This is a genomic window from Burkholderia pseudomultivorans (genome assembly GCF_902499075.1).
In the GTDB taxonomy this organism is placed as follows: domain Bacteria; phylum Pseudomonadota; class Gammaproteobacteria; order Burkholderiales; family Burkholderiaceae; genus Burkholderia; species Burkholderia pseudomultivorans.
The window spans coordinates 75,488-99,123 of the sequence record NZ_CABVPP010000019.1; the positions used below are offsets into that span (position 1 = coordinate 75,488).

The window sequence follows — 23,636 nt, forward strand, 5'->3', positions numbered from 1 at the left end:
ACCGGAATGAGCACTGTTCAAGAAACCCTGGCACTGAAAGATCCGTCGCTGTTCCGCCAGCAGGCGTACGTCAACGGCGAATGGCAAGGCGCGGCGAACGGCGAGACGTTCGAAGTCCGCAACCCGGCGACGGGCGGCCTGCTCGGCACCGTGCCGGCGATGGGCGCGGCCGAGACGCGTCACGCGATCGAAGCCGCGAACGCCGCGTGGCCGGCGTGGCGCAAGAAGACCGCGAAGGAACGCGCGGTCATCCTGCGCAAGTGGCACGACCTGATGATGGAAAACGCCGACGACCTCGCGCTGATCCTCACGACCGAGCAAGGCAAGTCGCTTGCCGAGGCGAAGGGCGAGATCGGCTATGCCGCGTCGTTCCTCGAGTGGTTCGCCGAGGAAGGCAAGCGCGTGTACGGCGACACGATCCCGACGCCGGCGAGCGACAAGCGCATCGTCGTGACGAAGGAAGCGATCGGCGTGTGCGCGGCGATCACGCCGTGGAACTTCCCGGCGGCGATGATCACGCGCAAGGTCGGCCCGGCACTTGCCGCAGGCTGCCCGATCGTCGTGAAGCCGGCCGAGGCGACGCCGTTCTCCGCGCTCGCGATGGCCGTGCTGGCCGAGCGCGCGGGCGTGCCGGCCGGCGTGTTCAGCGTCGTCACGGGCGATCCGAAGGCGATCGGCGGCGAGCTGACGTCGAACCCGATCGTGCGCAAGCTGTCGTTCACCGGCTCGACGCCGGTCGGCCGCCTGCTGATGTCGCAATGCGCGGCGACGGTCAAGAAGGTGTCGCTGGAGCTCGGCGGCAACGCGCCGTTCATCGTGTTCGACGATGCCGATCTCGACGCGGCCGTGCAGGGCGCGATCGCATCGAAGTACCGCAACAGCGGCCAGACCTGCGTGTGCACGAACCGCTTCTACGTGCATGAAGCCGTGTACGACCAGTTCGCGCAGAAGCTCGCTGCGGCGGTCGGCCAGCTGAAGGTCGGGCGCGGCACCGAGCCGGGCGTCACGCAGGGTCCGCTGATCAACGAAGCGGCCGTGCTGAAGGTCGAGGCGCACATCGAGGACGCGCTCGCGAAGGGCGCGACCGTCGTCACCGGCGGCAAGCGCCACGCGCTCGGCCACGGCTTCTTCGAGCCGACCGTGCTGACCGGCGTCACGCCGGCGATGAAGGTCGCGAAGGAAGAGACGTTCGGGCCGCTCGCGCCGCTGTTCAAGTTCAGCAGCGACGACGAAGTGGTCCGGCTCGCGAACGACACCGAGTTCGGCCTCGCCGCGTACTTCTACAGCCGCGACATCGGCCGCGTGTGGAAGGTCGCCGAAGCGCTCGAATACGGGATGGTCGGCGTGAACACGGGCCTGATCTCGAACGAAGTCGCGCCGTTCGGCGGCGTCAAGCAGTCGGGCCTCGGCCGCGAAGGCTCGCACTACGGCATCGACGACTACGTCGTGATCAAGTACCTCTGCCTCGCCGTCTGACGGTTCGGGATGCGTGAGCGCGCCCGCCGGGCGCGCTCGCGGACCCTGCCGCCCGGCCGGAACCGGGCGGCACCGACGCGGGCCGGCGCCCCTCTCCGTCGCGCCCGCGTCACCTTCCTGCCGCGTTCAGCGGAACACGTTCACCGCATCGACCAGCCGCGTCGCCTGCTGCTTCAGGCTCTCGGACGCCGCCGCGCTCTGTTCGACGAGCGCCGCATTCTGCTGCGTGATGTTGTCCAGATGCACGACCGCCTGGTCGACCTGCGCGACGCCGGTACTCTGCTCGGCCGTCGACGAGCTGATTTCCGCGATCAGGTCCGACACGCGCTTCACCTGCGAGACGATGTCCTCCATCGTGCGGCCGGCTTCGTCCACGCGCCGCGCGCCCGATTCGACCCGCTCGACGCTCGCGCCGATCAGCGTCTTGATCTCCTTCGCCGCGTTCGCGCTGCGCTGCGCCAGCGCGCGCACCTCGCCGGCGACGACCGCGAAGCCGCGCCCCTGATCGCCCGCCCGCGCGGCCTCGACCGCCGCATTCAGCGCGAGGATGTTGGTCTGGAACGCGATGCCGTCGATCACGCCGATGATGTCGGCGATCTTGCGCGAACTCTCGGTGATGTCGCTCATCGTCGCAACGACCTCCGACACCGCCTGCCCGCCGCGCTCGGCCGCGTCGCTCGCCGATACCGACAGCTGGTTGGCCTGCTGTGCCGTCTCCGCATTGCTCGCCACGGTGGCCGTCATCTGCGCCATCGACGCGGCCGTCTGCTGCACGCTGGTCGCGGCCTGCTCGGTGCGCGCGCTCAGGTCGTTGTTGCCCTGCGCGATCTCGTTGCTCGCGCGCTGGACGTTGAGCACCTGTTCGCTGACGTCGTCGACGAGCCAGCGGAACATCAGCCCGAGCTGGTTGATCGTGCGCAGCGTCATGCCGATCTCGTCGACGCGGTTCATCCGCACGCCGCGCCGGCTCTCGCCGGTCGCGACGTTCAGCGCCTGGTCGCGCAGCTGGCGCAGCGGCCGCGCGATCTGCGCGTCGAGCCAGAGGCCTGCCGCAATCGACAGGCCGAGCGTCGCCGCTGCGAACGCGGCGAGCCCGCCGCCGGCGAGACCGCACGCCCAGCCCGCGCCGATCACGGCCGGCGCGAGCACGCACAGCGTCGAATTCAGGCGCATGCGCACCGACATCGTCTGGAACAGCGACGCGACACTCGCCACGCCCGTGCGGACAACCAGCCCCTTGTGGAAGCGGCGGCGGCCGGCCTTGCCTTCGCGGAAATCGCGATACAACGCATCGGCGGCCGCGATCTCGTCGCGCGCCGGCTTCGTGCGCACCGACATGTAGCCTTGCGGCTGGCCGTTGCGCATCACCGGCAGCGCATTCGCGCGCACCCAGTAATGGTCGCCGTTCTTGCGGCGGTTCTTCACGAGCGCGGACCACGGCTCGCCGCCCTTCAGCGTCGCCCACATGTCGGCGAACGCTTCCTTCGGCATGTCCGGATGGCGCACGAGGTTGTGCGGCTGGCCTTCGATTTCCTCGCCGGAAAATCCGCTGACCTGGATAAAGGCCGCATTCGCGTACGTGACGTAGCTGTCCGCGTCGGTGGTCGACATCAGCGTCGCGTCGTCGGGCAAATCGAATTCGCGTTGCGTGACGGGCTGGTTGTTGCGCATGTACAGGGCTCCGGTGGACGGGTTTTGCGCCCGTTTCTGGATAAAAGGCTTTCGACCGGCGGCCGCCGGCATGCGGCAAGCCATCGATCCGACCCCTGCTCTTTTCGGCAAATTTCCGGAAAACATTACCCGCTCAACGGAAAATCGCGCGATTTAACCGTCGACTCTGATATTCGTCAAACAAGATGTTCATGGATAAAACCAGACCCATGTCGGACAATGCTTTTACCGTATTCGCGATTATTTCCGCGCGCAGCTAATTGCATCGCGATTAATCGGAGGAAATCGCTTCGATCGCGATGCGAATACTTCTCTTTACGGGATTTCGCATTCATGCCGGACAGCACGCGGAATGGCTCACGCCGCCGATAGGCGTAAAAAAACCGCCCGGTTCCGCGCGTCGCGCGCGCCAACCGGGCGGTTTCGGACGCGGCCGAGGGCCGCGCAGGCTGCGTCAGACGCGTTCGATCGCGATCGCGATGCCCTGACCGACGCCGATGCACATCGTGCACAGTGCGAAGCGGCCGTTCGTGCGGTGAAGCTGGTACATCGCGGTCGTCACGAGCCGTGCGCCCGACGCGCCGAGCGGATGGCCGAGCGCGATCGCGCCGCCGTTCGGGTTCACGCGCGGATCGTCGTCGGCGACGCCGAGCATGCGCAACACCGCGAGGCCCTGCGATGCGAACGCCTCGTTCAGTTCGATCACGTCGAACTGGTCGATCGTCATGCCGAGACGCGCCAGCAGTTTCTGCGTGGCCGGCGCCGGGCCGATGCCCATCACGCGCGGCGCGACGCCGGCGGTCGCAATGCCCAGCACGCGCGCGCGCGGCGTGAGGCCGAAGCGCTTCGCGCTCGCTTCGTTCGCGAGCAGCAGCGCCGCCGCGCCGTCGTTGACGCCCGACGCGTTGCCGGCCGTCACCGAGCCGTCCGCGCGCACGACGCCCTTCAGCTTCGCCAGCGCCTCGAGCGACGTCTCGCGCGGATGTTCGTCGCGCGACACGACGAGCGGGTCGCCCTTCTTCTGCGGAATCGTCACCGACACGATTTCCTCGGCGAGCGTGCCGTCCTGCTGCGCGCGCGCGGCCTTCTGCTGGCTGCGCAGCGCGAACAGATCCTGGTCGGCGCGGCTGACGTTGTAATCGACCGCGACATTCTCGGCGGTCTCGGGCATCGAATCGACGCCATACAGCTGCTTCATCAACGGATTGACGAAGCGCCAGCCGATCGTCGTATCGTGGATGTCGGCCTGACGTGCGAACGCGCTCGCGGCCTTGCCCATCACGAACGGCGCGCGCGTCATGCTTTCGACGCCGCCGGCGACCATCAGCGCGGCTTCGCCCGACTTGATCGCGCGCGCGGCCACGCCGACCGCGTCCATGCCCGAACCGCACAGGCGGTTGATCGTCGAACCCGGCACGCCCTCCGGCAGGCCCGCGAGCAGCAGCGACATGCGCGCGACGTTGCGATTGTCTTCGCCGGCCTGGTTCGCGCAGCCGTAGATCACGTCGTCGACGGCCGTCCAGTCGACGTCGCGGTTGCGCTCGACGAGCGCCTTGAGCGGCACCGCGCCGAGGTCGTCGGCGCGAACGTCTTTCAGGGCGCCGCCGTAGCGGCCGATCGGCGTACGAATCGCATCACACAGAAAAGCTTCGGTCATCAGTGTCTCCTGTCGACCGGGGCGCGCTTCAACGCGGGCTCCGGTCCCATGCAAGGCTGGGAAATGAACGGGGCGCGCCCCTTGCATTACCCGCCGGGATGCGCTTAAATGTTCTATATACGAACATAAGATCGTGTATCGAACGTCCAACGCATCATAGGGAGTGCGGGGACGACCTGTCAAGCGCCCGGTCCGCCGCGCGGTTGGCGCGTTCGTCCCCATGCGCTATCTTCTCGGCTGCACGACATTCCTCCTGTTCATGACGACCGAAGACATCCAGACGAAACCCGGCGACTCCTACGTCCAGTCGTTTGCCCGCGGGCTCGCGGTGATCCGCGCGTTCGACGCGGAGCGCCCCGAACAGACGCTCACCGAGGTCGCGTCGGCCACCGGCCTGACGCGCGCGGGCGCGCGCCGCATCCTGCTCACGCTGCAGACGCTCGGTTATGTCGAAGCCGACGGCCGCCTGTTCCGGCTCACGCCGAAGATCCTCGAACTCGGGTTCGCGTATCTGACGTCGATGCCGTTCTGGAATCTCGCGGAACCGGTGATGGAGCAGTTGTCCGCGCAGATCCACGAGAGCTGTTCGGCCGCCGTGCTCGATCGCACCGAGATCGTCTACGTGCTGCGCGTGCCGACGCACAAGATCATGACGATCAACCTGTCGATCGGCAGCCGGCTGCCCGCGTACTGCACGTCGATGGGACGCGTGCTGCTGTCCGCGCTCGACGACGCGGCGCTCGACGAAACGCTCACGCAGAGCAGCATCCGCGCGCACACGGCGCGCACGATCACGGACCTTGCCGAACTGAAGGCGACGATCGCGCAGGTGCGCGAGCAAGGCTGGGCCGTCGTCGACCAGGAGCTCGAAGTGGGCCTGATGTCGATTTCCGCGCCGATCCGCAACCGGCGCGGGCAGATCATCGCGGCGATGAACGTCAGCGGCAACGCGCAGCGGCATACCGCGAAGCAGATGGTGAAGGAGTTTCTCGGGCCGCTGCAGGAAGCGGCGCAGCGCGTGTCGGCGCTGGTGGCGCGGCGGGGGTAAGCGCAAGCCGCTAGCGTTGCGGGGTCTTGACGCGGGACTCGAGCATGCGCCGCGTGTTCTCCAGCTCCCGTTGCAGCAACTCGGCCTCCGGCAGCACGGTTCGATAGTTGGCGGCCATGACCTGGTTAGGCAGGCCCTCGAGCGCATAGCGCGCCATCGCGTGCCCCTTGTCGGCGCAGAGGATCAGGCCCACCGGCGGGTTCTCGTCGGGAAGCGTCCAGTGCGCCTTCGCATAGTTGCAATACAGGTGCATCTGGCCCACATCGGCAGGGGTCAGGCTGCCGAGCTTCAGGTCGACGATCACGAGACAGCGCAGCCGGCGGTGGAAGAACAGCAGGTCCACCCGATACCAGGTGTGGTCGATACGCAAGCGGCGCTGGCGCCCGACGAAGGTAAACCCGTCGCCGAGCTCGATCAGAAGCGCCTGCAGCCGCTCGATCAGCGCGCTCTCGAGGTCGGACTCCGAATATTCGTCCTTGAGGTTCAGAAACTCGAGCACGTACGGGTCCTTGATCGCGTCGTCGGGCGTGACGGCATCCGCCGGGCCGGGCACTGTGCCCTTGGCCTGCATCGCAGCCTTGTCCCTCGACAGCGCCGTGCGCTCGTAAAACTGGCTGCCGATCTGCCGGTCGAGCTGGCGCACGCTCCATCCACCGCGTAGCGCTTCGGCTTCGTAGAAACGGCGAGCGTGGTCGTCCTTCACCGACAGCAGCCGCACGTAGGCGGACCACGGGAGCGTGAAATACTGCGCCAGTTCGTCGAGCCGCCCGCGATGCACCGGTACCGGGGAAGATTCGCCAGACAGTGTCTGGCGAATTGGCCAGGTCAGGAAGAACGAACGCATCTGCTGCAAATTCTGGCGGCTGAACCCCCGCCCGAACCGCGCAGTCAGATCGACCGACAGCCTTTCGATCAACTGCTCGCCGTATCCCGCCCGCCGCTTCCCTCGCTGCTCGGCCTCGACGATGCGGCGGCCGATCTCCCAATAGCTCGCCGTCATCAGCGCATTGACGCTGCGCGCGGCCGCCCGGCGCGCCTCGTCGAGCAATTCGACAATGCTGCCGTGGATGCCGGCATAGCCGGCCGGCACGACATCCTTTTTCCCGTTCGTCATGGAATGCGTCCTGTTGCTCGTGCTCGAGCGCATCACAAAAAACGGGCAGCGCAGGCTGCCCGTTAACCCCAGACTCTGTTGCAACGTTCTTCTCACGGAACACGGAGCAAGCTCCGCACAACGAATTTAGTGACGGCGCAAAACACGGTCAATCTGACAAGAACGAAATTGCGCGACTGCCGTCGGACAGCCCGCCGCGCCGCCATGCGCGACGTGCGGCCTTCACGCGCCGAGCAGCATCCCCGTGCGCACGGGGACCGTGCCCGTCACGCGGCCGAGCGGCGCGCCCGCCGTCACGAAGCGGATCGCGCGACGCATATAGAACACGCCGTCGGTCCCGCTGACGACCGTCGTGATCGCGTCGGTCAGCGGATCGACGATATCGAACAGCGGATCGCCGGCGCGGATCGTCGCGCCGATCGCCGCGCGGTGCACGAGAATCCCGCTCGCCGGCGCGTAGAACTGCTCGCTGCCCGCCAGCGGCGTGGCCGGCGCGGCGAGCGGCGGCAGCGGCGCACGCGCGCCGCGCACCGCGCCGAGCCACCCGAGATAGTCGAGCAGCGCGCCGGCGTCGCGCTCGGCGAGTTCGTAGGTCACGTCGCGCTGGCCGCGACACTCGACCGTCACGGCCACCGTGCCGGCCGCCATCGGCGTGCCTGCCGGCAAATGCTCGCGCAGCTGCGACCACAGCAGGTGATGCGCATCGTCGAACGCATGGCCGCCCGAATCCTCGGCCAGCAGCGACACCTGCGCGCCGAGGTAGCGCGCGAGCGGCTCGACGTCCGGCCATGCGCTGTCGCTCGTATAAACGTGCATCACGGCTTCGAGCGAGCAATGCAGGTCGAGCACGACGTCGGCGTCGTGCGACAGCTTCAGCAGCGCACGTTGCAGCGCGTCGAATTCGGTGCGCGGCGCGATGTCGTCGAGCGCCGCGCCGACGCATTCGCGCACGATCGCGCGATTGCGCACCGGGTCCGCGCCGAGCCGCTCGCGCGCCCGCGCGGCGATCTCGGCGAGCGGCAGGAAGCCGCGATTGAAATTGCGGCCGCTCGCGAGATCGAAGCGGCCGATGAACTGGCCGAGCAGATGATGATTGAGGCCGATCGGGTTCGCGACCGGCACGAGCACGATCTCGGCCGCGAGCCGGCCGTCGGCGTCGAGCTGCGCGAGCCGCTGCTTGAGGATGAACGCAGCGAGCATCGCGGGCGTCTCGTCCGCGTGCAGCGCGGCCTGCAGGTAGATCTTGCGGCCGGCATCGGCCGGCCCGAAATGAAAGCTCGTCAGCGTACGCTGGGTGCCGATCGACGGCGACAGCAGCGGCGTATGGCGGATCTGCATCGAGAATCTCGAACGAAGGTAGGCGGATGAACGGAAACGGACGGCGCTCAGTCGCCGTACGGATTGAAATCGAAATAGCGCTTCGCGATCCGGTCGTACGTGCCGTCCTTCAGCATCGACGCGATCGCGCCGTCGATCGACGCCTTGAGCGCCGTGTCGGACTGCCGCATGCCGATGCCGACGCCGCGGTCGCCCATGTCGAGCGGCGCGCCGACGAATGCGAAGCCCTTGCCCTTCGGCGTGCGCAGGAAGCCGTAGTCGGCTTCCACCGCGCCGAGCAGCGCCGCGTCGAGGCGGCCGTTGACGAGATCGGCGAACACGTCGTCCTGACTCTTGTACGGCACCACGCCGACGCCGGCCGGCGCCCAGTGCGCGAGCGCCCACGACTCGAACTGCGTGCCCGACTGCACGCCGACGCGCTTGCCCGCAAGCGACGCGGCGGTGCTGCCGAGCCCGCTCGCGGGCCGCGCGACGAGCCGCGACTTGAAGCGGAACAGCTTCGACGAGAACAGGATCTGCTTTTCGCGCTTCTCGGTGATCGCCATCGACGACAGGATCGCGTCGATCTTGCGCGCCTGCAGCGCGGGAATCATCCCGGAGAATTCGAGCTCGACCCACTGGCAATGCAGCTGCGCGCGGCGGCAGATCTCGTTGCCGAGATCGACGTCGAAACCCTTCAGGCTGCCGTCGGGCGCCTTCGAATCCATCGGCGGATAGGTCGGGTCGATGCCGAGACGCACGGTGTGCGCATCGACGGCATGCGCAGGGAGCGCCGCAAGCGCGACGCACAGCGAAACGAGCGGGACGAGGATGCGTTTCATGTTCGACAGGAGCAGGACGGTGGACCACCGGCACGAACCGGACTGCCTGCGATCGTAGGGCGCGACGCGCGCGGCCGGAATGCGCGGCTGACTTATCATGATCACTCTTTCCGATCACCGACCCGGCGCTCGCTCATGGCGTTCACGCTGTCCCAGCTTCGCATCTTCCAGGCCGTCGTCGAGCACGGCAGCCTGCGCGCCGCGGCGCGCGCGCTCGATCTCGCGCAAAGCGGCGTCACGCAGCAACTGCAAAGCCTCGAAGCGACGCTCGGCGCGACGCTGTTCACGCGCACCAATCGCGGCATCGTGCCGACCGCCGTCGGCCAGCGGCTGCTTGCGCGCTCCGGCGCGATCCTCGGCGAATGCGAGCAGGTCGAGCGGGAAATCCGGCAGCTGAGCGGCGCGTACGAAGGCACCGTCACGCTCGGCCTCGCGGCCGAGCCGCTGATCGATGCGTTCGCGCCGGTGCTGAGCGCGTTCCGCGCGCGCTTCGACAAGGTCGACGTGCATCTGCGCACCGGCACGTCGCGGATGATGATCGGCTGGCTGCGCGAAAGCGCAGTCGATTTCGCGATCGCGCTCGTCGCGAAACAGACCGATACGACCGATCTCGCGGTCACGCCGCTGCATGCGTCCGCGCCGGTGGTCGTCTGCCGCGCCGGACATCCGAAGAGGCACGCGCAATCGCTCGCCGAACTGGCCGACCATGCGTGGGTGTCGACGCGTTCGCCGAACCTGAGCGCGGACCCGGTCGTCAACCGCCTGCTCGCCTACTTCGACGCGCACGGCCTGCCGCCGCCGAAGATCCTGGCCACCGTCGAAGGGATGTTCGAGACGCTGCAGCTCGTCACGCAGACCGATTGCCTCTCGCTCGAGACCGAAGCCGTCACGCGGCACGGGCCGTTCGCCGGCGCGCTCGTGAAGGTGCCGGTCCGCGAGCGCGCCGAAGCGCAGGACATCTGCCTGCTGCAGCGCGCGGCCGTGCCGCTGACGCCGGCCGCACAGGAACTCGCGACGATGCTCGCATCGTATCTGCGAATGGTGCGCGGCAGGTAGGCCGCGCGCCGCGTCAGTCCATCCTGTCGCCGGCCGTCTCGCGCAGCATCGCGACCGCGATCAGCGACAGGATCACGCAAGCGGCCACATAGCCGGCCGGCGCGAGCTTGCTGCCGGTCGCCTGCACGAGCCAGGTCGCGACGAGCTGTGCGGTGCCGCCGAAGATCGTCACCGCGAGCGCATACGCGATCGAGATGCCGGTCGCGCGCACATGGCGCGGCAGCGACTCGCACATGAGCGCCATTTCCGATGCGGAGCCGAGCGAATAGAACAGCAGCATCAGCGCGGTCAGCGGCAGGATCGCCGACAGCGACGGATGATGGTTCATCAGCCAGAACGCCGGGAACAGCAGCACGACGAGCACGCCGCGACCGATGAAGATCGGCAGGCGGCGACTGCCGATCCGGTCCGACAGCCAGCCGAACAGCGGGCACGTGACCAGCATCACGCAGCCCGATGCAACGCCGACGAACATCGACAGCTTCATCGGCAGGCCGAGCGTGTGGATCGCGTAGGTCGGCATGTAGAACGTCAGGATGTAGGTCGACACCGTGCCGCCCATCACCGTGAGCATCAGCAGCAGCACCGTGCGCGCGTGCCGCGAGAACAGCTCGTGCAGCACGCCGCGCTCGATCCCGTGATGGCTGTCGCCGGGCGCATCGTCGGCCAGGCGCCGGCGCAGGTACATGCCGACCGGCGCGATCAGCACGCCCGCGAAGAACGGCAGCCGCCAGCCCCAGCTTTCGAGCGCATCCTTCGTCAGCGTGTTCGACAGCAGCGCCGCGAAACCCGAGCCCATCAGCGCCGCGCCGCCCTGCGTCGCGAGCTGCCAGCTCGCCCGGAACGCGCGCCGCGACACGCCGCCGTGTTCGATCAGCGTCGACGTCGCCGCGCCGAATTCGCCGCCCTGCGAGAAGCCCTGCATCAGCCGCGCGCAGACGACGATCAGCGGCGCCGCCACGCCGATCTGCGCATAGGTCGGCGCGATCGCGATCAGCCCCGTGCCGAGCGCCATCAGCATGATCGTCAGGTTCAGCGCAGCCTTGCGGCCCTTGCGGTCCGCATACACGCCGAGCACGACGCTGCCGAGCGGCCGCGTGAAGAAGCCCGCCGCGAACGTCGCGACCGACAGCAGCAGCGAAGTGGTCGGATCGCTCGACGGGAAGAACAGCCGGCCGATCAGCACCGCGAAAAAGCCGTACACGGTGAAATCGAAGAATTCCAGCCAGTTGCCGATCACGGCCGCCGCGATCGCACCGCGCCGCGTGACGGCCGGCGCGCCGCTCGCAGCGGGCGCGGCCGGCGCGGGGTGCAGCGCGAGATGGTCTTTCTGCATCGTTCCCTCTCCTGTCGATGCGGCCGCAAGCGCCGGCCGCCAGCGCGCCTTCGCCGCGATCACTGCCCCAGGTAGCGCTCCACGAGGCGCGTCCAGAACGCCGCGCCGATCGGCAGGTTGCGATCGTTGAAGTCGTATTTCGGGTTGTGCACCATGCAGCCGTCCTCGCCTTCGCCGTTGCCGAGCCGCACGAACGAGCCGGGCCGCTGCTGCAGCATGAACGCGAAATCCTCGCTGCCCATCAGCAGGTCGGCCTGCTCGACGACGTGCGCATCGCCGACCAGTTCGCGCGCGACCTGCGCGGCGAAATCCGTTTCGGCATCCGTATTGACGACGACCGGATAGCCCTCGATGTATTCGACCTGCGCGGTCGCGCCGTAGCTCGCCGCCTGCGTCTCGGCCAGCGCGACGATCCGGCGCTTCAGCAGCGCGCGCACCTCGGGGCTGAACGAACGCACGCTGAGTTCGAGACGCGCACCGTTCGGAATCACGTTGTTCGCGGTGCCCGCATGCATCGAGCCGACCGTCACGACCGCCGGCTGTGCGGGATCGACGTTGCGCGCGACGATCGTCTGCAGCGCCATCACGATGCTCGCCGCGACGACGACCGGATCGACCGTCAGGTGCGGTCGCGCCGCGTGGCCGCCGACGCCTTCGATCGTGATGATCGCCTTGTCGCCGGCCGACATGAACGGGCCGCGCCGCATCAGGAATACGCCGGGCGCCGCGCCCGGATGGTTGTGCATGCCGAACACCGCGTCGCACGGGAAGCGCTCGAACAGGCCGTCGTCGATCATCTTCTTCGCGCCGCTGTCGACGCCGTGCTCTTCCGCCGGCTGGAAATACAGGTGCACGGTGCCGGAGAAGTTGCGCGTCTTCGCGAGATGCTGCGCGGCGCCGAGCAGCATCGTCGTGTGGCCGTCGTGGCCGCATGCGTGCATCTTGCCGTGCGTGCCGCTCGCGTACGGCAGGCCGGTCGCCTCGACGATCGGCAGCGCATCCATGTCGGCGCGAATGCCGATGCTGCGCGGGCCGTCGCCGACGCGCAGCGTGCCGACCACGCCCGTCCGGCCGACCCCGCGCGTCACCTGCCAGCCCCATTGCTCGAGCTTGTCGGCGACGAGCGCGGCCGTCTCGTGTTCCTCGTAGGCCAGTTCGGGGTGGTGGTGGATATGGTGGCGGATCTCGCGCAGTCCGCCGGCGGCGGGCATCAGATCCTCGATTTCGGTGAATCGGGCGTCGGTCATCAACGGGCTCCAGCTGATTGTCAGCGCATGCGCCCGGGCGCATGCGGGAAAGCGAGCCACTATATCGAGCCGATATCGATTCAATAAGATGCGGAATTTTTCACCGCGATAAAGCTTTTTAATCAGGGTTTTTACCGATCCCGGCTGCCCGATCGAGGTCGCCGACGCGCGGCGCAGTGCGGTTGTTGATTTTTGAGACGAACGGTCTATTATTCGCGCATGGACGTTCGAACCGACCCGCCTCGCCGCCGCGGCAGGCCACCCAGGAAACACGAGGACCTCGTCGCCACGCGGGACATGCTGCTGCGCACCGGCCTCGAAGTGCTGACCGAAAAAGGCTTCTCGGCCACCGGGCTCGACGAGATCCTCGGGCGCGCCGGCGTGCCCAAGGGCTCGTTCTATCACTACTTCGACAGCAAGGAGGCGTTCGGCCTCGAACTGATCGACCGCTACGCCGACTTCTTTGCACGCAAGCTGGACCGTCATTTCGGCAACACGGCGCTGTCGCCGCTGCAGCGCGTGCGCGCGTTCGTCGACGACGCCCGCGACGGCATGGCCCGCTACGCATACGGCCGCGGCTGCCTGATCGGCAACCTCGGCCAGGAAATGGGCGCGCTGCCCGAGAGCTTCCGTGCGCGGCTGCACGCGACGTTCGAAGACTGGCAGCACCGCCTCGCCGCTTGCCTGGTCGCCGCGCAACAGGTCGGCGAGCTGGCCGACTCGGCCACTCCGGCCGACCTGGCGGCGTTCTTCTGGATCGGCTGGGAAGGCGCGGTGCTGCGCGCGAAGCTGGAGCGCAGCGATATGCCGCTCGCGTTGTTCGCGCAGTTTTTCTTCGATGGACTGCGCCGCCGCTGAATTTTTTTGCCATTGCCTAGACGATCGGTCTAGAAAGGAGAACCCATGTTCCACGGCATCGTGATCGACAAGGACGAAACCGGCCAGCACGCGCGGCTGCAAACGCTGGACGACGCGCAGTTGCCCGCCGGCAACGTGACGGTGCGGGTGCAGTACTCGACGCTGAACTACAAGGACGGCCTTGCGATCACCGGCAAGGCGCCGGTGGTCCGCAAGTTTCCGATGGTGCCGGGCATCGATTTCGTCGGCGAAGTCGAGGACAGCACGCACCCGGACTACCGTCCCGGCGATCGGGTCGTGCTCAACGGCTGGGGTGTCGGCGAAACGCACTGGGGCGGCCTCGCGCAGAAAGCGCGCGTCGACGGCGACTGGCTGGTGCCGCTGCCGTCCGCATTCTCGCCGCAACAGGCGATGGCCATCGGCACCGCGGGCTACACCGCGATGCTGTGCGTGATGGCGCTGGAACGCCATGGCGTGCGCCCGGGCGACGGCGAGATCGTGGTGACCGGCGCGGCCGGCGGCGTGGGCAGCGTCGCGATCGCCATCCTGGCGCGGCTCGGCTACCGCGTCGTCGCAGTGACCGGCCGTCCGGACGATGCCGACTACCTGACGCAGCTCGGTGCGGCGGAGATCCTCGATCGATCGCAGTTCAGCGCACCCGGCAAGCCGCTGGGCAAGGAGCGCTGGGCCGGCGCGGTCGACGTCGCGGGCAGCCACGTGCTCGCGAACGTCTGTGCGACCACGCGCTACCGCGGCGTCGTGACGGCCTGCGGCCTCGCGGCCGGCATGGACTTCCCCGCGACGGTCGCGCCGTTCATCCTGCGCGGCGTCACGCTGGTCGGGATCGACAGCGTCATGTGCCCGCGCGACGACCGGCTGGCCGCATGGCGCCGGCTCGCGTCCGACCTCGATGTCGACAAACTGGGCGCCATCGGGCATCAGGCCGGCCTGGGCGACGTCGTCGCGCTGGCCGACGAACTGATGAGCGGCAAGGTGCGCGGCCGCATCGTCGTGGACGTCAACGCGTAAAACCGGGCACAACGGCAATCCGTCGTCCGCGTTTCTTTCATCCGGCCCGGCAGCTCGTGCATCGGGACCGTCCACGCCATTTCATCGAGGAGACATCATGACCGCAGCGGAGACCGCCCCCATCAGCCGCTTCCCCGTGCCGACGCTCGACGAACTGCCCGACGACATTCGCGAACGCATCGCGGCCGTACAGGAAAAGTCCGGCTTCATCCCGAACGTGTTCCTGACGCTCGCGCATCGCCCGGACGAGTTTCGCGCGTTCATGGCGTACCACGACGCGCTGATGGACAAGCCGGGCAACCTCAGCAAGGCCGAACGGGAAATGATCGTGGTCGCCACCAGCAGCGCGAACCAGTGCCAGTACTGCGTGATCGCGCATGGCGCGATCCTGCGCGTGCGCGCGAAGAACCCGCTGATCGCCGACCAGGTCGCCAGCAACTACCGCAAGGCCGACATCACCGCGCGGCAGAAGGCGATGCTGGACTTCGCGATGAAGGTGTCGCAGGCCGCGCAGCAGGTCGGCGAAACGGACTTCGACACGCTCAAGTCGCACGGTTTCACCGAGGAAGACATGTGGGACATCGCGGCGATCTCGGCATTCTTCGGCATGTCCAACCGGATCGCGAACGTGACGAACCTGCGGCCCAACGTGGAGTTCTACGCGATGGGACGTTGAGCACCGCGGGCGGCGCGGGCATGCGGAAGAAACGCGGCGCTCGCGCTTGCCCGGGCGGCCGAAGCCGCCGGCATTCGGTCCGTTTAGCGCCGACCGCGAAACAGCCGAGCCGGCTCTCCTGCCCGAGCCGGTCGCATAGCACGCATAGCTTCGGCTCGTCGCGGCTGCCGATCCGGCAAGCGTGCCGGCCGAGCGGGCAAACCGGCCGGGTTATCCCCGCAGCAGGGTCTGGCGGCGCATCGCGTAACGCCCGCCGCGCGCCTGATCGTCAGGAAATCGCCCCCGGCGACGCAGCGCCCGTTACACGTTGAAAGAGCGAACGCATACACGATCCATCAAAAGCGTGCACTATTAGCGTTTTCACGTACCGGTGCGCGCGCCTGTCGGCGCCCGGTGCTTCGCCGTTCGTTCCACGCTCACCGTTTCAGACGCGACCCATCCATGACGAATCAGCCTACCCAGACCGAGGCCGACCGGCCTGTCGACATGATCATCTTCGGCGGCGGCGGCGACCTGGCCGCCCGCAAGCTGCTGCCCGCGCTGTACATGGCGCATCTGCACCAGAACCTGCCGCCCGACACGCGCATCATCGCCGTCGGCCGCCGCGACTGGGGCATCGACGGTTATCGCAAGTTCATGGACGAGCAGTCGCGCCCGTTCATCGACGAAAAGGCGTTCGACGCCGCAGCGTGGAGCCGCTTCCTCGACCTGTTCAAGTACGTGCTGATCGACGTGAACGCGCCGGACGACTACCAGCGGCTCGCCGAAGCCGCGCGCGGCGACGCGATCCGCGTGTTCTACCTGTCGACGTCGCCGGAGCTGTTCACGACGATCTGCGACAACCTGTCGGCCGCGCACCTCGTTGACGCGCGCTCGCGCGTCGTGCTCGAAAAGCCGCTGGGCCACGATCTCGCGTCCGCGAAGGCGATCAACGACGCGGTCGGCAAGCACTTCGAGGAATCGCAGATCTACCGGATCGACCACTACCTCGGCAAGGAAACCGTGCAGAACCTGATGGTGCTGCGCTTCGGCAACCCGATCTTCGGGCCGCTGTGGCAGGCGCCGAGCATCCGCAGCGTGCAGATCACGGTCGCGGAGACGGTCGGCGTCGGCAGCCGCGCGGGCTTCTACGACCACACCGGCGCACTGCGCGACATGGTGCAGAACCACCTGCTGCAACTGCTGTGCATCGTCGCGATGGAGCCGCCCGTGTCGCTCGATCCGGACGCCGTGCGCGACGAGAAACTGAAGGTGCTGCGCTCGCTGCGGCCGATGGCGGTGGCCGACGTCGCGCGCGACACGGTGCGCGGCCAGTACACGGCCGGCGCGGTCGACGGCCAGCCGGTCAAGGGCTATCTCGAGGAAGACAACGTGCCGGCCGACAGCCGCGCGGAAACCTTCGTCGCGCTGCGCGCATACATCAACAACTGGCGCTGGGCGAACGTGCCGTTCTTCCTGCGCACCGGCAAGCGGCTGCAGCGCCGCCAGTCGGAAATCGTGATCGAGTTCGCGGACATGCCGTTCTCGATCATTCCGACCGGCCCGCGCCACTACAGCAACCGCCTCGTGATCCAGCTCCAGCCGGAAGAATCGATCCAGTTGCAGATGCTTGCGAAGGAACCGGGCAGCGGGATGAACATGGTGCCCGTGAGCCTGAACCTCGACCTGCAGCAGGCGATTCCGGAACGGCGCGCGGAAGCGTACGAGCGGCTGCTGATCGACGTGATCCGCGGGCGTCTCACGCACTTCATGCGCCGCGACGAACTGGAAGCCGCGTGGTCGTGGGTCGAGCCGATCCTCGACGGCTGGAAGCAGCTCGGCGACCGGCCGCGCCTCTACACGGCCGGCACGTTCGGCCCGGCCGCATCGTCCGCGCTGCTCGCGCGCGACAACATGTCGTGGTCCGAAGAAGCGTGACGGGCGCACATCGCCCGATGTGACCGCCGCGCACCGCCGGCGCCGCCGCCGCACGGTGCACCGGCGGCGCGCGGGGCCGGCCGCTACAGCGTCCCCATCCATACCGCCTTGCGCCGCGTCGGCGCATCGGCGCTGCTGCCGAGCGCATCGATCAGGTAGTCGACGAACGACGCGATCCGCGACGAAATCGCCGTGTTCCGGTAATACACCGCATGAATCGGCTGCTGCACGTCGAGCGTCTGGCGCGCGAGCACCGGCACGAGGCGGCCCGCATCGCGATCCTGCGCGGTCATGAAATCCGACAGGCACACGATGCCCGCCCCTTCCAGCGCGAGCTGCCTGAGCGTCTCGCCGCTCGACGAGCGCACGTCCGGCTCGATGCGATGTGGCTCGTCGTCGGCGCCGAGCAGCGGCCACACGTTCAGCGACTCCGGCTGCGTGAAGCCGAGCAGCGTGTGCCGGGCGAGATCCTCGACCTTGCGCGGCTGGCCGTGCGCGTCGAGATACGCGGGGCTCGCCAGGATCCGCACCCGGCTGCTGCCGATGCGCCGGCTGTGCAGCGTCGAATCCTTCAGCCGGCCGATCCGGATCGCGACGTCGGTGCGCCGCTCCAGCAGGTCGATGATCCCTTCGTTGCTGTTCAGCTCCAGTTCGACCTTCGGAAAGCGTTCGCGGTAGCCGCGCACGAGCGGCACGATCACGTGCAGCATGAACGGCGTCGCGGCGTCGACGCGCAGCCGTCCCGACGGCATTTCGCGGCGCGCGAGCATCTGCTCCTCCGCGTTTTCGACCGATTCGATGATCGCGCGCGCATCCTGCAGGAACGCGCGCCCTTCTTCGGTGAGTTCCAGCCGGCGCGTGGTCCGGCGCAGCAGCGTCGTCTTCAGCTTCTCCTCGAGCCGCGCGAGCGTGCGGCTCGCGGCCGATACCGTCAGATCGAGCTGCTGCGCGGCGGCCGTGATCGAACCGGTGTCGACCACGGCTGCAAAGGCCTGGAGTTCGTCGAGCGTGATTTTCATGCGATCTTCATTGTTGATCTGAAATCAAAACAATTTGGTTTATAGACGAGTTTTTCTGCAAAAGTAAAGCCGGCACACTGCGATCCGTCCTCACTGGAAACCGGATCCCATCATGCCACTCGCCCTGCTTGCGCTCACAATCAGCGCATTCGCCATCGGTACGACCGAATTCGTCATCGTCGGGCTGATCCCGACGATCGGCGCCGATCTCGGCGTCAGCCTGCCGTCGGCCGGGCTGCTCGTCAGCCTGTATGCATTGAGCGTCGCGATCGGCGCGCCGCTGCTTACCGCGCTCACCGGCCGCGTGCCGCGCAAGACGCTGCTCGCCGCACTGATGGCGCTGTTCACCGTCGGCAACCTCGTCGCATGGCAGGCGCCGAACTACGAATCGCTGATCGTCGCACGCGTGCTGACCGGCCTCGCGCACGGCGTATTCTTCTCGGTCGGCTCGATCATCGCGACCACGCTCGTGCCGAAGGAAAAAGCCGCGAGCGCGATCGCGACGATGTTCAGCGGCATGACCGTCGCGTTCGTCGCCGGCATTCCGCTCGGCACGTTCATCGGCCAGCACTTCGGCTGGCGCGCGACGTTCCTGATCGTCGCGCTGTTCGGGCTTGTCGCGTTCGTCGGCGCGGTCGCCTTCGTGCCGCGCAAGCTTCCGCAGACGCCGCCCGCACCGCTCGCACGCCAGTTCCGCGTGCTCGCGCAGCCGCGCCTGCTGCTCGTCTATGCGATGACGGCGGTCGGCTACGGCGGCTCGCTGATCGCGTTCACGTACATGGCGCCGCTGCTCGAGCAGATCGCGGGCTTCACGCCGTCGCAGGTCAGCCTCGTGCTCGTCGGCTACGGCGTGTCGGTCGCGTTCGGCAACGTGTGGGGCGGCAAGCTCGCCGACCGCGTCGGCCCGGTCAAGGCGCTGAAGCGGATCTTCCTGCTGCTCGCGCTCGTGCTGCTCGCGCTGACCTTCACCGTCCACGTGAAGTGGCTCGCGGTGCTGACGATGCTCGCATGGGGCGCCGTCGCGTTCGGCAACGTGCCGGGGTTGCAGGTGTACGTGGTCAAGCAGGCGCGCCACTTCGCGCCTGACGCGACCGACGTCGCGTCCGGCTTCAACATCGCCGCGTTCAACCTCGGCGTGGCGGGCGGCTCGTCGCTCGGCGGCCTGATCGTCGCGCACGTCGGCCTCGGCCATACGCCGTGGATCGCCGCCGTCGTCACGCTCGGCGCATTCGCGCTGACCGCGCTGAGCGGCCGCCTCGATCGCCGCCAGGGCCTGCCCGCACGCACGGCCGAACCCGTCGAACTCGCGCACTGAGCGCACCGATCCGCAGGAGCTCAACATGAATACATCGATTCCGCGCCCGCCGTTCGCGGGCAAGACCTTCGAAGTCCGCTACGACGGCCTGACCGCGCTGAATGCCTACGACGACGACGGCGTGCACATGCGCTACGAGATCACCGAAGGCCCGTACGCGGGCGCTTCCGGCGAAGTCGAATACACGTGGCAGCACGTCGCGGACGACACGTACGCGATCTCGTGGCAAGAAGCCGACCGCGCGACCGTCGTACACATCGACGATTTCGCCGCCGGCACGTCGCGCTCGTTCTTCACCGCGTCGTCGCTCGATTTTTACCGCCTCGCAGGCAGCCTGCGCGAAGTCTGAACGGAGTCCGACCATGTTCCCTTCCCTCGACAAACTGACCGCAGGCGGCTTCAGCATCGGCGTCGAACTGCCGCTCGACAACGACTGGTCGCCCGCCGGCGACGCGAAACGCCAGCACGACGGCCGCCGTCCCGGCGTGCCGGACATGACGCAGCACGCGGAACTCGCGCGGCGCGCGGACACGCTCGGCTTCCGCGCGCTGTGGGTGCGCGACGTGCCGATGTACGACCCGTCGTTCGGCGATGCCGCGCAGGTATTCGAGGCGTTCTCGTATCTCGGCTACCTCGCCGGCATCACGCGCGACATCCTGCTCGGCACGGCCGCCATCGTACTGCCGCTGCGCGAACCGCTGCTGACGCTGAAATCGGCGGCGACGATCCAGGAGCTGAGCGGCGGCCGCCTGCTGCTCGGCGTCGCGAGCGGCGATCGTCCGGTCGAATATCCGTTGTTCGGCCGCGACTTCGCATCGCGCGGCGCGAACTTCCGCGACCAGATCGCGCTGCTGCGCGACGGCGCGCTTGCGCATCTGCCGCCCGGCCTCGACGTGCTGCCGGCCCCGCGCACGCCGGTACCACTGCTCGTCGCGGGCCTCGCGCAGCAGACGCCCGCGTGGATCGGCGAGCACATGGACGGCTGCCTCGCTTATCCGGGCGCGCCCGCCGATCACGCGCAGCGCGCGGCGAACTGGCGCGCGGTCGCGGGCGACAAGCCGTACGTGAGCTTCATCCATCTCGACCTCGCGGAAGACCCGCACGAGCCGCTGCAGCGACACCGCTTCGGCGCACGCGCGGGCCGCATCGCGCTCGCGGAGGAACTCGCGGCGATGCGCGACGCGGGCGTGCAGCACGTCGGCCTGCATTTCCGCCGCAACCGCCGGCCGGTCGGCGAGTCGATGGCCGAGATCGCAGCGGATGTGCTGCCGGCGTTCCATCCGCGCACGCAGGTGCGCGCCGCGTAACGCCGGCGCGCGGGCGCAGCAGTGCGCGCAACCGCGCCCCATCCTTGATTTGAAATCAATTATTTTTGTCCGCTGACGGCGTTTATCTCATGAGTCCGGCACGCCAGAATGATTCCCGCAGCGACACCGTTCCATCCATCCAGGAGCCCATGATGAACAAGATTCCCGCATTCGGCCTCGGCACGTTCCGCCTGCAAGGCCAGGTCGTGATCGACTCGGTCCGCAGCGCCCTCGAGCTCGGCTACCGCGCGATCGACACCGCGCAGATCTACGGCAACGAAGCCGAAGTCGGCGAAGCGATCGCCGCATCGGGCGTGCGCCGCGACGAGCTGTTCCTGACGACGAAGATCTGGGTCGACAACTATGCGCCCGACAAGCTCGTGCCGAGCCTCGAGGAAAGCCTGCGCAAGCTGCGCACCGACACCGTCGACCTGACGCTGATCCACTGGCCGGCCCCCGACCACGGTGTGCCGCTCGCGACGTTCATGAACGCGCTCGCCGACGCGAAGGCGAAGGGCCTCACGCGCCGGATCGGCATCTCGAACTTCAATATCGCGCTGACGAAGGAGGCGATCGCGGCGGTCGGCAAGGACGCGATCGCGACGAACCAGATCGAACTGAGCCCGTATCTGCAGAACCGCAAGCTCGTCGAATTCCTGAACGCCGAAGGCATCCACGTGACGTCGTACATGACGCTCGCCTACGGCAAGGTGCTCGGCGACCCGGTGATCGGCGCGATCGCGAAGCGCCACGATGCAACGCCCGCGCAGGTCGCGCTCGCATGGGCGATGCAGCTCGGCTACTCGGTGATTCCGTCGTCGACGAAGCGCGAAAACCTCGCGAGCAACCTGCTCGCGCAGACGCTGCGTCTGACCGACGACGACATGGCGCAGATCGGCGCGCTCGAGCGCAACGGCCGCGAAGTCGACCCGGCCGGCCTCGCGCCGAAGTGGGACTGAACGCCCCGCCCGTTTATCGAATCGATCCGTCCGCGGCCGCGCGCCGCGGCATCCGACAGGACACCCATCATGACCCAGGACCCGATTTTCCAACCGCTTCGCCTCGGCGCGCTGACGCTGCCGAACCGCATCGTGATGCCGCCGATGACGCGCTCGCGCGCGAGCCAGCCCGGCGACATCGCGAACGAACTGATGGCCGCGTACTACGCGCAGCGCGCGAGTGCGGGGCTGATCGTCAGCGAAGGCACCTACATCGCGCCGCTCGGCAAGGGCTACGCATGGACGCCCGGCATTCACACGCGTGAGCAGATCGCCGGCTGGCGCAAGGTGACGGACGCCGTGCATGCCGCGCACGGCCGCATCTTCGCGCAGCTCTGGCACGTCGGGCGGCTGAGCCACACGAGCCTGCTCGGCGGCCGGCAACCCGTGTCGTCGTCGCCGCTGCAGGCGAAGGGCGTGAACGTCTTCATCGCCGGCGAAGACGGCAACACGCCCGGCTTCGTACAGGCGTCCGAGCCGCGCGCGCTGACGATCGACGAGATCCGCGACATCGTCGAGCAGTATCGCGCCGCCGCGCGCAATGCGATCGACGCCGGCTTCGACGGCGTCGAGCTGCACGGCGCGAACGGCTATCTCGTCAACCAGTTCATCGATTCGAACGCGAACACGCGCACCGATGCGTACGGCGGCTCGCTCCAGAACCGGCTGCGTTTCCTGCGAGAAGTCACGCAGGCACTGATCGACGGCACCGGCGACGCATCGCGCGTCGGCGTGCGTCTCGCGCCGCTGACCACGCTGAACGGCTGCGTCGACGACGATCCGGAAACGACGTATCTCTCGGCCGCGAAGCTGCTCGGCGAACTCGGTATCGGCTATCTGCACATCGCGGAAGCCGACTGGGACGACGCGCCGCTGATGCCGGTCGCGTTCAAGCAGCAGCTGCGCGCCGCGTTCCGCGGCGTGTTGATCTACGCCGGCAAATACACGGCCGAGCGCGCCCGCGAAGCGATCGCGGCCGGCTGGGCGGACTTGATCGCGTTCGGCCGTCCGTTCGTCGCGAACCCGGACCTGCCCGAACGCCTGCGCACCGGCGCGCCGCTCGCGCTGCACGACCGCAACACGCTGTTCGGCGGCGGCGCGCAAGGTCTGACCGACTATCCGACGCTCGCGCAAGCCGCGGCGTAACCGTTCACAGGAATCCAGAATGAAAGCAACCCTCGCACGGCTCGCGCTTGCCGCCATCGTGCCGCTCGCCGCGGCCCACGCGACGCCGGCCGCCGCCGCAGCCGCAGCCGACTGGTATCCGTCCGCATACGGCGCGAACGACGAGATCGGCGCGGCCAACCTGCTGACGCCCGACGTCGTGCGCGCCGCGGTCGGCCTCGTGAAGGCCGGCAAGACGTATGCGCTCGCGGTGCCGGTCGACAAGAACCTGCCTGCGTTTCGCCATCGCAGCTTCCGGCTGTACAACGTACAGGTCGGCCAGCAGGCCGGCAAGAGCCTCGGGCCGAACAAGTTCACGTTCAACGACGAGCTCGTCAATGCGTGGACCGGCGTCGGCACGCAGCTGAACGGGATCGGCCACATCGGCATCGACAACGTGTACTACAACGGCAACCGCGCGGCCGACTTCGTGGCCGTCGACGGCGTGAAGAAGCTCGGCGTCGAGAAGGTGCCGCCGATCGCCACGCGCGGCGTCGTGCTCGACATGACCGCTTAAAAGCTCTAACAAAAAGAGTTACGAGGGCTGTTAACCCGCTGCACGCTCTGTTAACCTCATCGTTGTTTCGCT

General features: G+C 67.9%; 20 protein-coding genes and 1 pseudogene. 13 read left to right on the top strand and 8 right to left on the bottom strand.

The genetic code is table 11. From position 1 onward, the window contains the following. Positions 1 to 6 precede the first annotated feature (6 nt). Positions 7 to 1,476, top strand: coding sequence for an NADP-dependent succinate-semialdehyde dehydrogenase (gene gabD / locus BST28156_RS15350; protein ID WP_174902617.1), 1,470 nt, complete (start codon positions 7 to 9; stop codon positions 1,474 to 1,476). 126 nt (positions 1,477 to 1,602) lie between these two features. Here gabD and BST28156_RS15355 read toward each other — a convergent pair whose 3' ends face one another. Together BST28156_RS15355 and pcaF are read right to left on the bottom strand one after the other, a co-directional pair. Next, positions 1,603 to 3,147 (bottom strand): methyl-accepting chemotaxis protein, encoded by a 1,545-nt coding sequence (locus BST28156_RS15355; RefSeq protein WP_060240629.1) that lies wholly within the window; start codon positions 3,145 to 3,147, stop codon positions 1,603 to 1,605. Between the two features lie 454 nt (positions 3,148 to 3,601). Continuing rightward, complete coding sequence (gene pcaF / locus BST28156_RS15360) at positions 3,602 to 4,804, bottom strand: 3-oxoadipyl-CoA thiolase (RefSeq protein ID WP_174902618.1); 1,203 nt, start codon at positions 4,802 to 4,804, stop codon at positions 3,602 to 3,604. 259 nt (positions 4,805 to 5,063) lie between these two features. On the opposite strand from pcaF, the gene BST28156_RS15365 reads away from it, so the two are divergent. Continuing rightward, complete coding sequence (locus tag BST28156_RS15365; RefSeq protein ID WP_009688807.1) at positions 5,064 to 5,852, top strand: IclR family transcriptional regulator; 789 nt, start codon at positions 5,064 to 5,066, stop codon at positions 5,850 to 5,852. Between the two features lie 10 nt (positions 5,853 to 5,862). Here BST28156_RS15365 and BST28156_RS15370 read toward each other — a convergent pair whose 3' ends face one another. From BST28156_RS15370 to BST28156_RS15380, 3 genes are all read right to left on the bottom strand, one after another. Next, positions 5,863 to 6,966, bottom strand: coding sequence for a PDDEXK nuclease domain-containing protein (locus tag BST28156_RS15370; RefSeq protein WP_174902619.1), 1,104 nt, complete (start codon positions 6,964 to 6,966; stop codon positions 5,863 to 5,865). A gap of 222 nt (positions 6,967 to 7,188) precedes the next feature. Beyond that, positions 7,189 to 8,304, bottom strand: coding sequence for a succinylglutamate desuccinylase/aspartoacylase family protein (locus BST28156_RS15375; protein ID WP_174902620.1), 1,116 nt, complete (start codon positions 8,302 to 8,304; stop codon positions 7,189 to 7,191). Positions 8,305 to 8,351: 47 nt separating this feature from the next. Further along, positions 8,352 to 9,125, bottom strand: a complete 774-nt coding sequence (locus BST28156_RS15380; RefSeq protein ID WP_174902632.1) for a transporter substrate-binding domain-containing protein — start codon at positions 9,123 to 9,125, stop codon at positions 8,352 to 8,354. A gap of 135 nt (positions 9,126 to 9,260) precedes the next feature. Between BST28156_RS15380 and BST28156_RS15385 the strand changes: the two genes are divergently transcribed. Beyond that, entirely contained in the window at positions 9,261 to 10,181 is a 921-nt protein-coding gene (locus tag BST28156_RS15385) for a LysR family transcriptional regulator (protein ID WP_174902621.1), read from the top strand. 13 nt (positions 10,182 to 10,194) lie between these two features. Here BST28156_RS15385 and BST28156_RS15390 read toward each other — a convergent pair whose 3' ends face one another. Together BST28156_RS15390 and BST28156_RS15395 are read right to left on the bottom strand one after the other, a co-directional pair. Further along, entirely contained in the window at positions 10,195 to 11,517 is a 1,323-nt protein-coding gene (locus tag BST28156_RS15390) for an MFS transporter (RefSeq protein ID WP_060240699.1), read from the bottom strand. Positions 11,518 to 11,576: 59 nt separating this feature from the next. Beyond that, positions 11,577 to 12,764 (bottom strand): M20 aminoacylase family protein, encoded by a 1,188-nt coding sequence (locus tag BST28156_RS15395; protein ID WP_174902622.1) that lies wholly within the window; start codon positions 12,762 to 12,764, stop codon positions 11,577 to 11,579. Positions 12,765 to 12,983: 219 nt separating this feature from the next. Here BST28156_RS15395 and acuR point away from each other — a divergent pair, with 219 nt between their 5' ends. From acuR to zwf, 4 genes are all read left to right on the top strand, one after another. Then, positions 12,984 to 13,622, top strand: coding sequence for an acrylate utilization transcriptional regulator AcuR (gene acuR, locus BST28156_RS15400; RefSeq protein ID WP_174902623.1), 639 nt, complete (start codon positions 12,984 to 12,986; stop codon positions 13,620 to 13,622). Positions 13,623 to 13,667: 45 nt separating this feature from the next. Beyond that, positions 13,668 to 14,651 carry an acrylyl-CoA reductase (NADPH) gene (acuI, locus tag BST28156_RS15405; RefSeq protein ID WP_174902624.1) on the top strand — a complete coding sequence of 328 codons (984 nt, stop codon included), beginning with the start codon at positions 13,668 to 13,670 and terminating at the stop codon, positions 14,649 to 14,651. Positions 14,652 to 14,748: 97 nt separating this feature from the next. Beyond that, positions 14,749 to 15,327, top strand: a complete 579-nt coding sequence (locus tag BST28156_RS15410) for a peroxidase-related enzyme (RefSeq protein ID WP_174902625.1) — start codon at positions 14,749 to 14,751, stop codon at positions 15,325 to 15,327. A gap of 441 nt (positions 15,328 to 15,768) precedes the next feature. Further along, positions 15,769 to 17,244 carry a glucose-6-phosphate dehydrogenase gene (gene zwf / locus BST28156_RS15415; protein ID WP_060240619.1) on the top strand — a complete coding sequence of 492 codons (1,476 nt, stop codon included), beginning with the start codon at positions 15,769 to 15,771 and terminating at the stop codon, positions 17,242 to 17,244. An 83-nt stretch (positions 17,245 to 17,327) separates the two neighbouring features. On the opposite strand, the gene BST28156_RS15420 is transcribed toward zwf, so the two are convergent. Then, the gene (locus BST28156_RS15420) at positions 17,328 to 18,263 is read right to left on the bottom strand and encodes a LysR family transcriptional regulator (RefSeq protein WP_174902626.1); all 936 of its coding nucleotides are present in this window, start codon (positions 18,261 to 18,263) and stop codon (positions 17,328 to 17,330) included. Between the two features lie 112 nt (positions 18,264 to 18,375). On the opposite strand from BST28156_RS15420, the gene BST28156_RS15425 reads away from it, so the two are divergent. From BST28156_RS15425 to BST28156_RS15450, 6 genes and pseudogenes are all read left to right on the top strand, one after another. Beyond that, entirely contained in the window at positions 18,376 to 19,578 is a 1,203-nt protein-coding gene (locus BST28156_RS15425; RefSeq protein WP_174902627.1) for an MFS transporter, read from the top strand. A 25-nt stretch (positions 19,579 to 19,603) separates the two neighbouring features. Then, the gene (locus tag BST28156_RS15430; RefSeq protein ID WP_174902628.1) at positions 19,604 to 19,927 is read left to right on the top strand and encodes a MoaF-related domain-containing protein; all 324 of its coding nucleotides are present in this window, start codon (positions 19,604 to 19,606) and stop codon (positions 19,925 to 19,927) included. A 13-nt stretch (positions 19,928 to 19,940) separates the two neighbouring features. Next, positions 19,941 to 20,885 carry an LLM class oxidoreductase gene (locus BST28156_RS15435; protein WP_174902629.1) on the top strand — a complete coding sequence of 315 codons (945 nt, stop codon included), beginning with the start codon at positions 19,941 to 19,943 and terminating at the stop codon, positions 20,883 to 20,885. Positions 20,886 to 21,037: 152 nt separating this feature from the next. After that, positions 21,038 to 21,844, top strand: a complete 807-nt coding sequence (gene dkgB, locus BST28156_RS15440) for a 2,5-didehydrogluconate reductase DkgB (protein ID WP_174902630.1) — start codon at positions 21,038 to 21,040, stop codon at positions 21,842 to 21,844. A gap of 69 nt (positions 21,845 to 21,913) precedes the next feature. Continuing rightward, positions 21,914 to 23,029, top strand: coding sequence for an alkene reductase (locus tag BST28156_RS15445; protein ID WP_174902631.1), 1,116 nt, complete (start codon positions 21,914 to 21,916; stop codon positions 23,027 to 23,029). 19 nt (positions 23,030 to 23,048) lie between these two features. Further along, positions 23,049 to 23,561 (top strand): annotated as a pseudogene (locus BST28156_RS15450) (cyclase family protein); the annotation flags it as partial. Positions 23,562 to 23,636: the final 75 nt, after the last annotated feature.

Coding starts and splice junctions, on each gene's coding strand:
- BST28156_RS15370 (WP_174902619.1), bottom strand. CDS start 6,966: ATGACGAACGGGAAAAAGGATGTCGTGCCGGCCGGCTATGCCGGCATC.
- BST28156_RS15445 (WP_174902631.1), top strand. CDS start 21,914: ATGACCCAGGACCCGATTTTCCAACCGCTTCGCCTCGGCGCGCTGACG.
- acuR (WP_174902623.1), top strand. CDS start 12,984: ATGGACGTTCGAACCGACCCGCCTCGCCGCCGCGGCAGGCCACCCAGG.
- BST28156_RS15365 (WP_009688807.1), top strand. CDS start 5,064: ATGACGACCGAAGACATCCAGACGAAACCCGGCGACTCCTACGTCCAG.
- BST28156_RS15375 (WP_174902620.1), bottom strand. CDS start 8,304: ATGCAGATCCGCCATACGCCGCTGCTGTCGCCGTCGATCGGCACCCAG.
- pcaF (WP_174902618.1), bottom strand. CDS start 4,804: ATGACCGAAGCTTTTCTGTGTGATGCGATTCGTACGCCGATCGGCCGC.
- BST28156_RS15390 (WP_060240699.1), bottom strand. CDS start 11,517: ATGCAGAAAGACCATCTCGCGCTGCACCCCGCGCCGGCCGCGCCCGCT.
- BST28156_RS15395 (WP_174902622.1), bottom strand. CDS start 12,764: ATGACCGACGCCCGATTCACCGAAATCGAGGATCTGATGCCCGCCGCC.
- BST28156_RS15430 (WP_174902628.1), top strand. CDS start 19,604: ATGAATACATCGATTCCGCGCCCGCCGTTCGCGGGCAAGACCTTCGAA.
- acuI (WP_174902624.1), top strand. CDS start 13,668: ATGTTCCACGGCATCGTGATCGACAAGGACGAAACCGGCCAGCACGCG.
- BST28156_RS15380 (WP_174902632.1), bottom strand. CDS start 9,125: ATGAAACGCATCCTCGTCCCGCTCGTTTCGCTGTGCGTCGCGCTTGCG.
- BST28156_RS15435 (WP_174902629.1), top strand. CDS start 19,941: ATGTTCCCTTCCCTCGACAAACTGACCGCAGGCGGCTTCAGCATCGGC.
- BST28156_RS15420 (WP_174902626.1), bottom strand. CDS start 18,263: ATGAAAATCACGCTCGACGAACTCCAGGCCTTTGCAGCCGTGGTCGAC.
- BST28156_RS15355 (WP_060240629.1), bottom strand. CDS start 3,147: ATGCGCAACAACCAGCCCGTCACGCAACGCGAATTCGATTTGCCCGAC.
- BST28156_RS15410 (WP_174902625.1), top strand. CDS start 14,749: ATGACCGCAGCGGAGACCGCCCCCATCAGCCGCTTCCCCGTGCCGACG.
- BST28156_RS15425 (WP_174902627.1), top strand. CDS start 18,376: ATGCCACTCGCCCTGCTTGCGCTCACAATCAGCGCATTCGCCATCGGT.
- gabD (WP_174902617.1), top strand. CDS start 7: ATGAGCACTGTTCAAGAAACCCTGGCACTGAAAGATCCGTCGCTGTTC.
- BST28156_RS15385 (WP_174902621.1), top strand. CDS start 9,261: ATGGCGTTCACGCTGTCCCAGCTTCGCATCTTCCAGGCCGTCGTCGAG.
- zwf (WP_060240619.1), top strand. CDS start 15,769: ATGACGAATCAGCCTACCCAGACCGAGGCCGACCGGCCTGTCGACATG.
- dkgB (WP_174902630.1), top strand. CDS start 21,038: ATGAACAAGATTCCCGCATTCGGCCTCGGCACGTTCCGCCTGCAAGGC.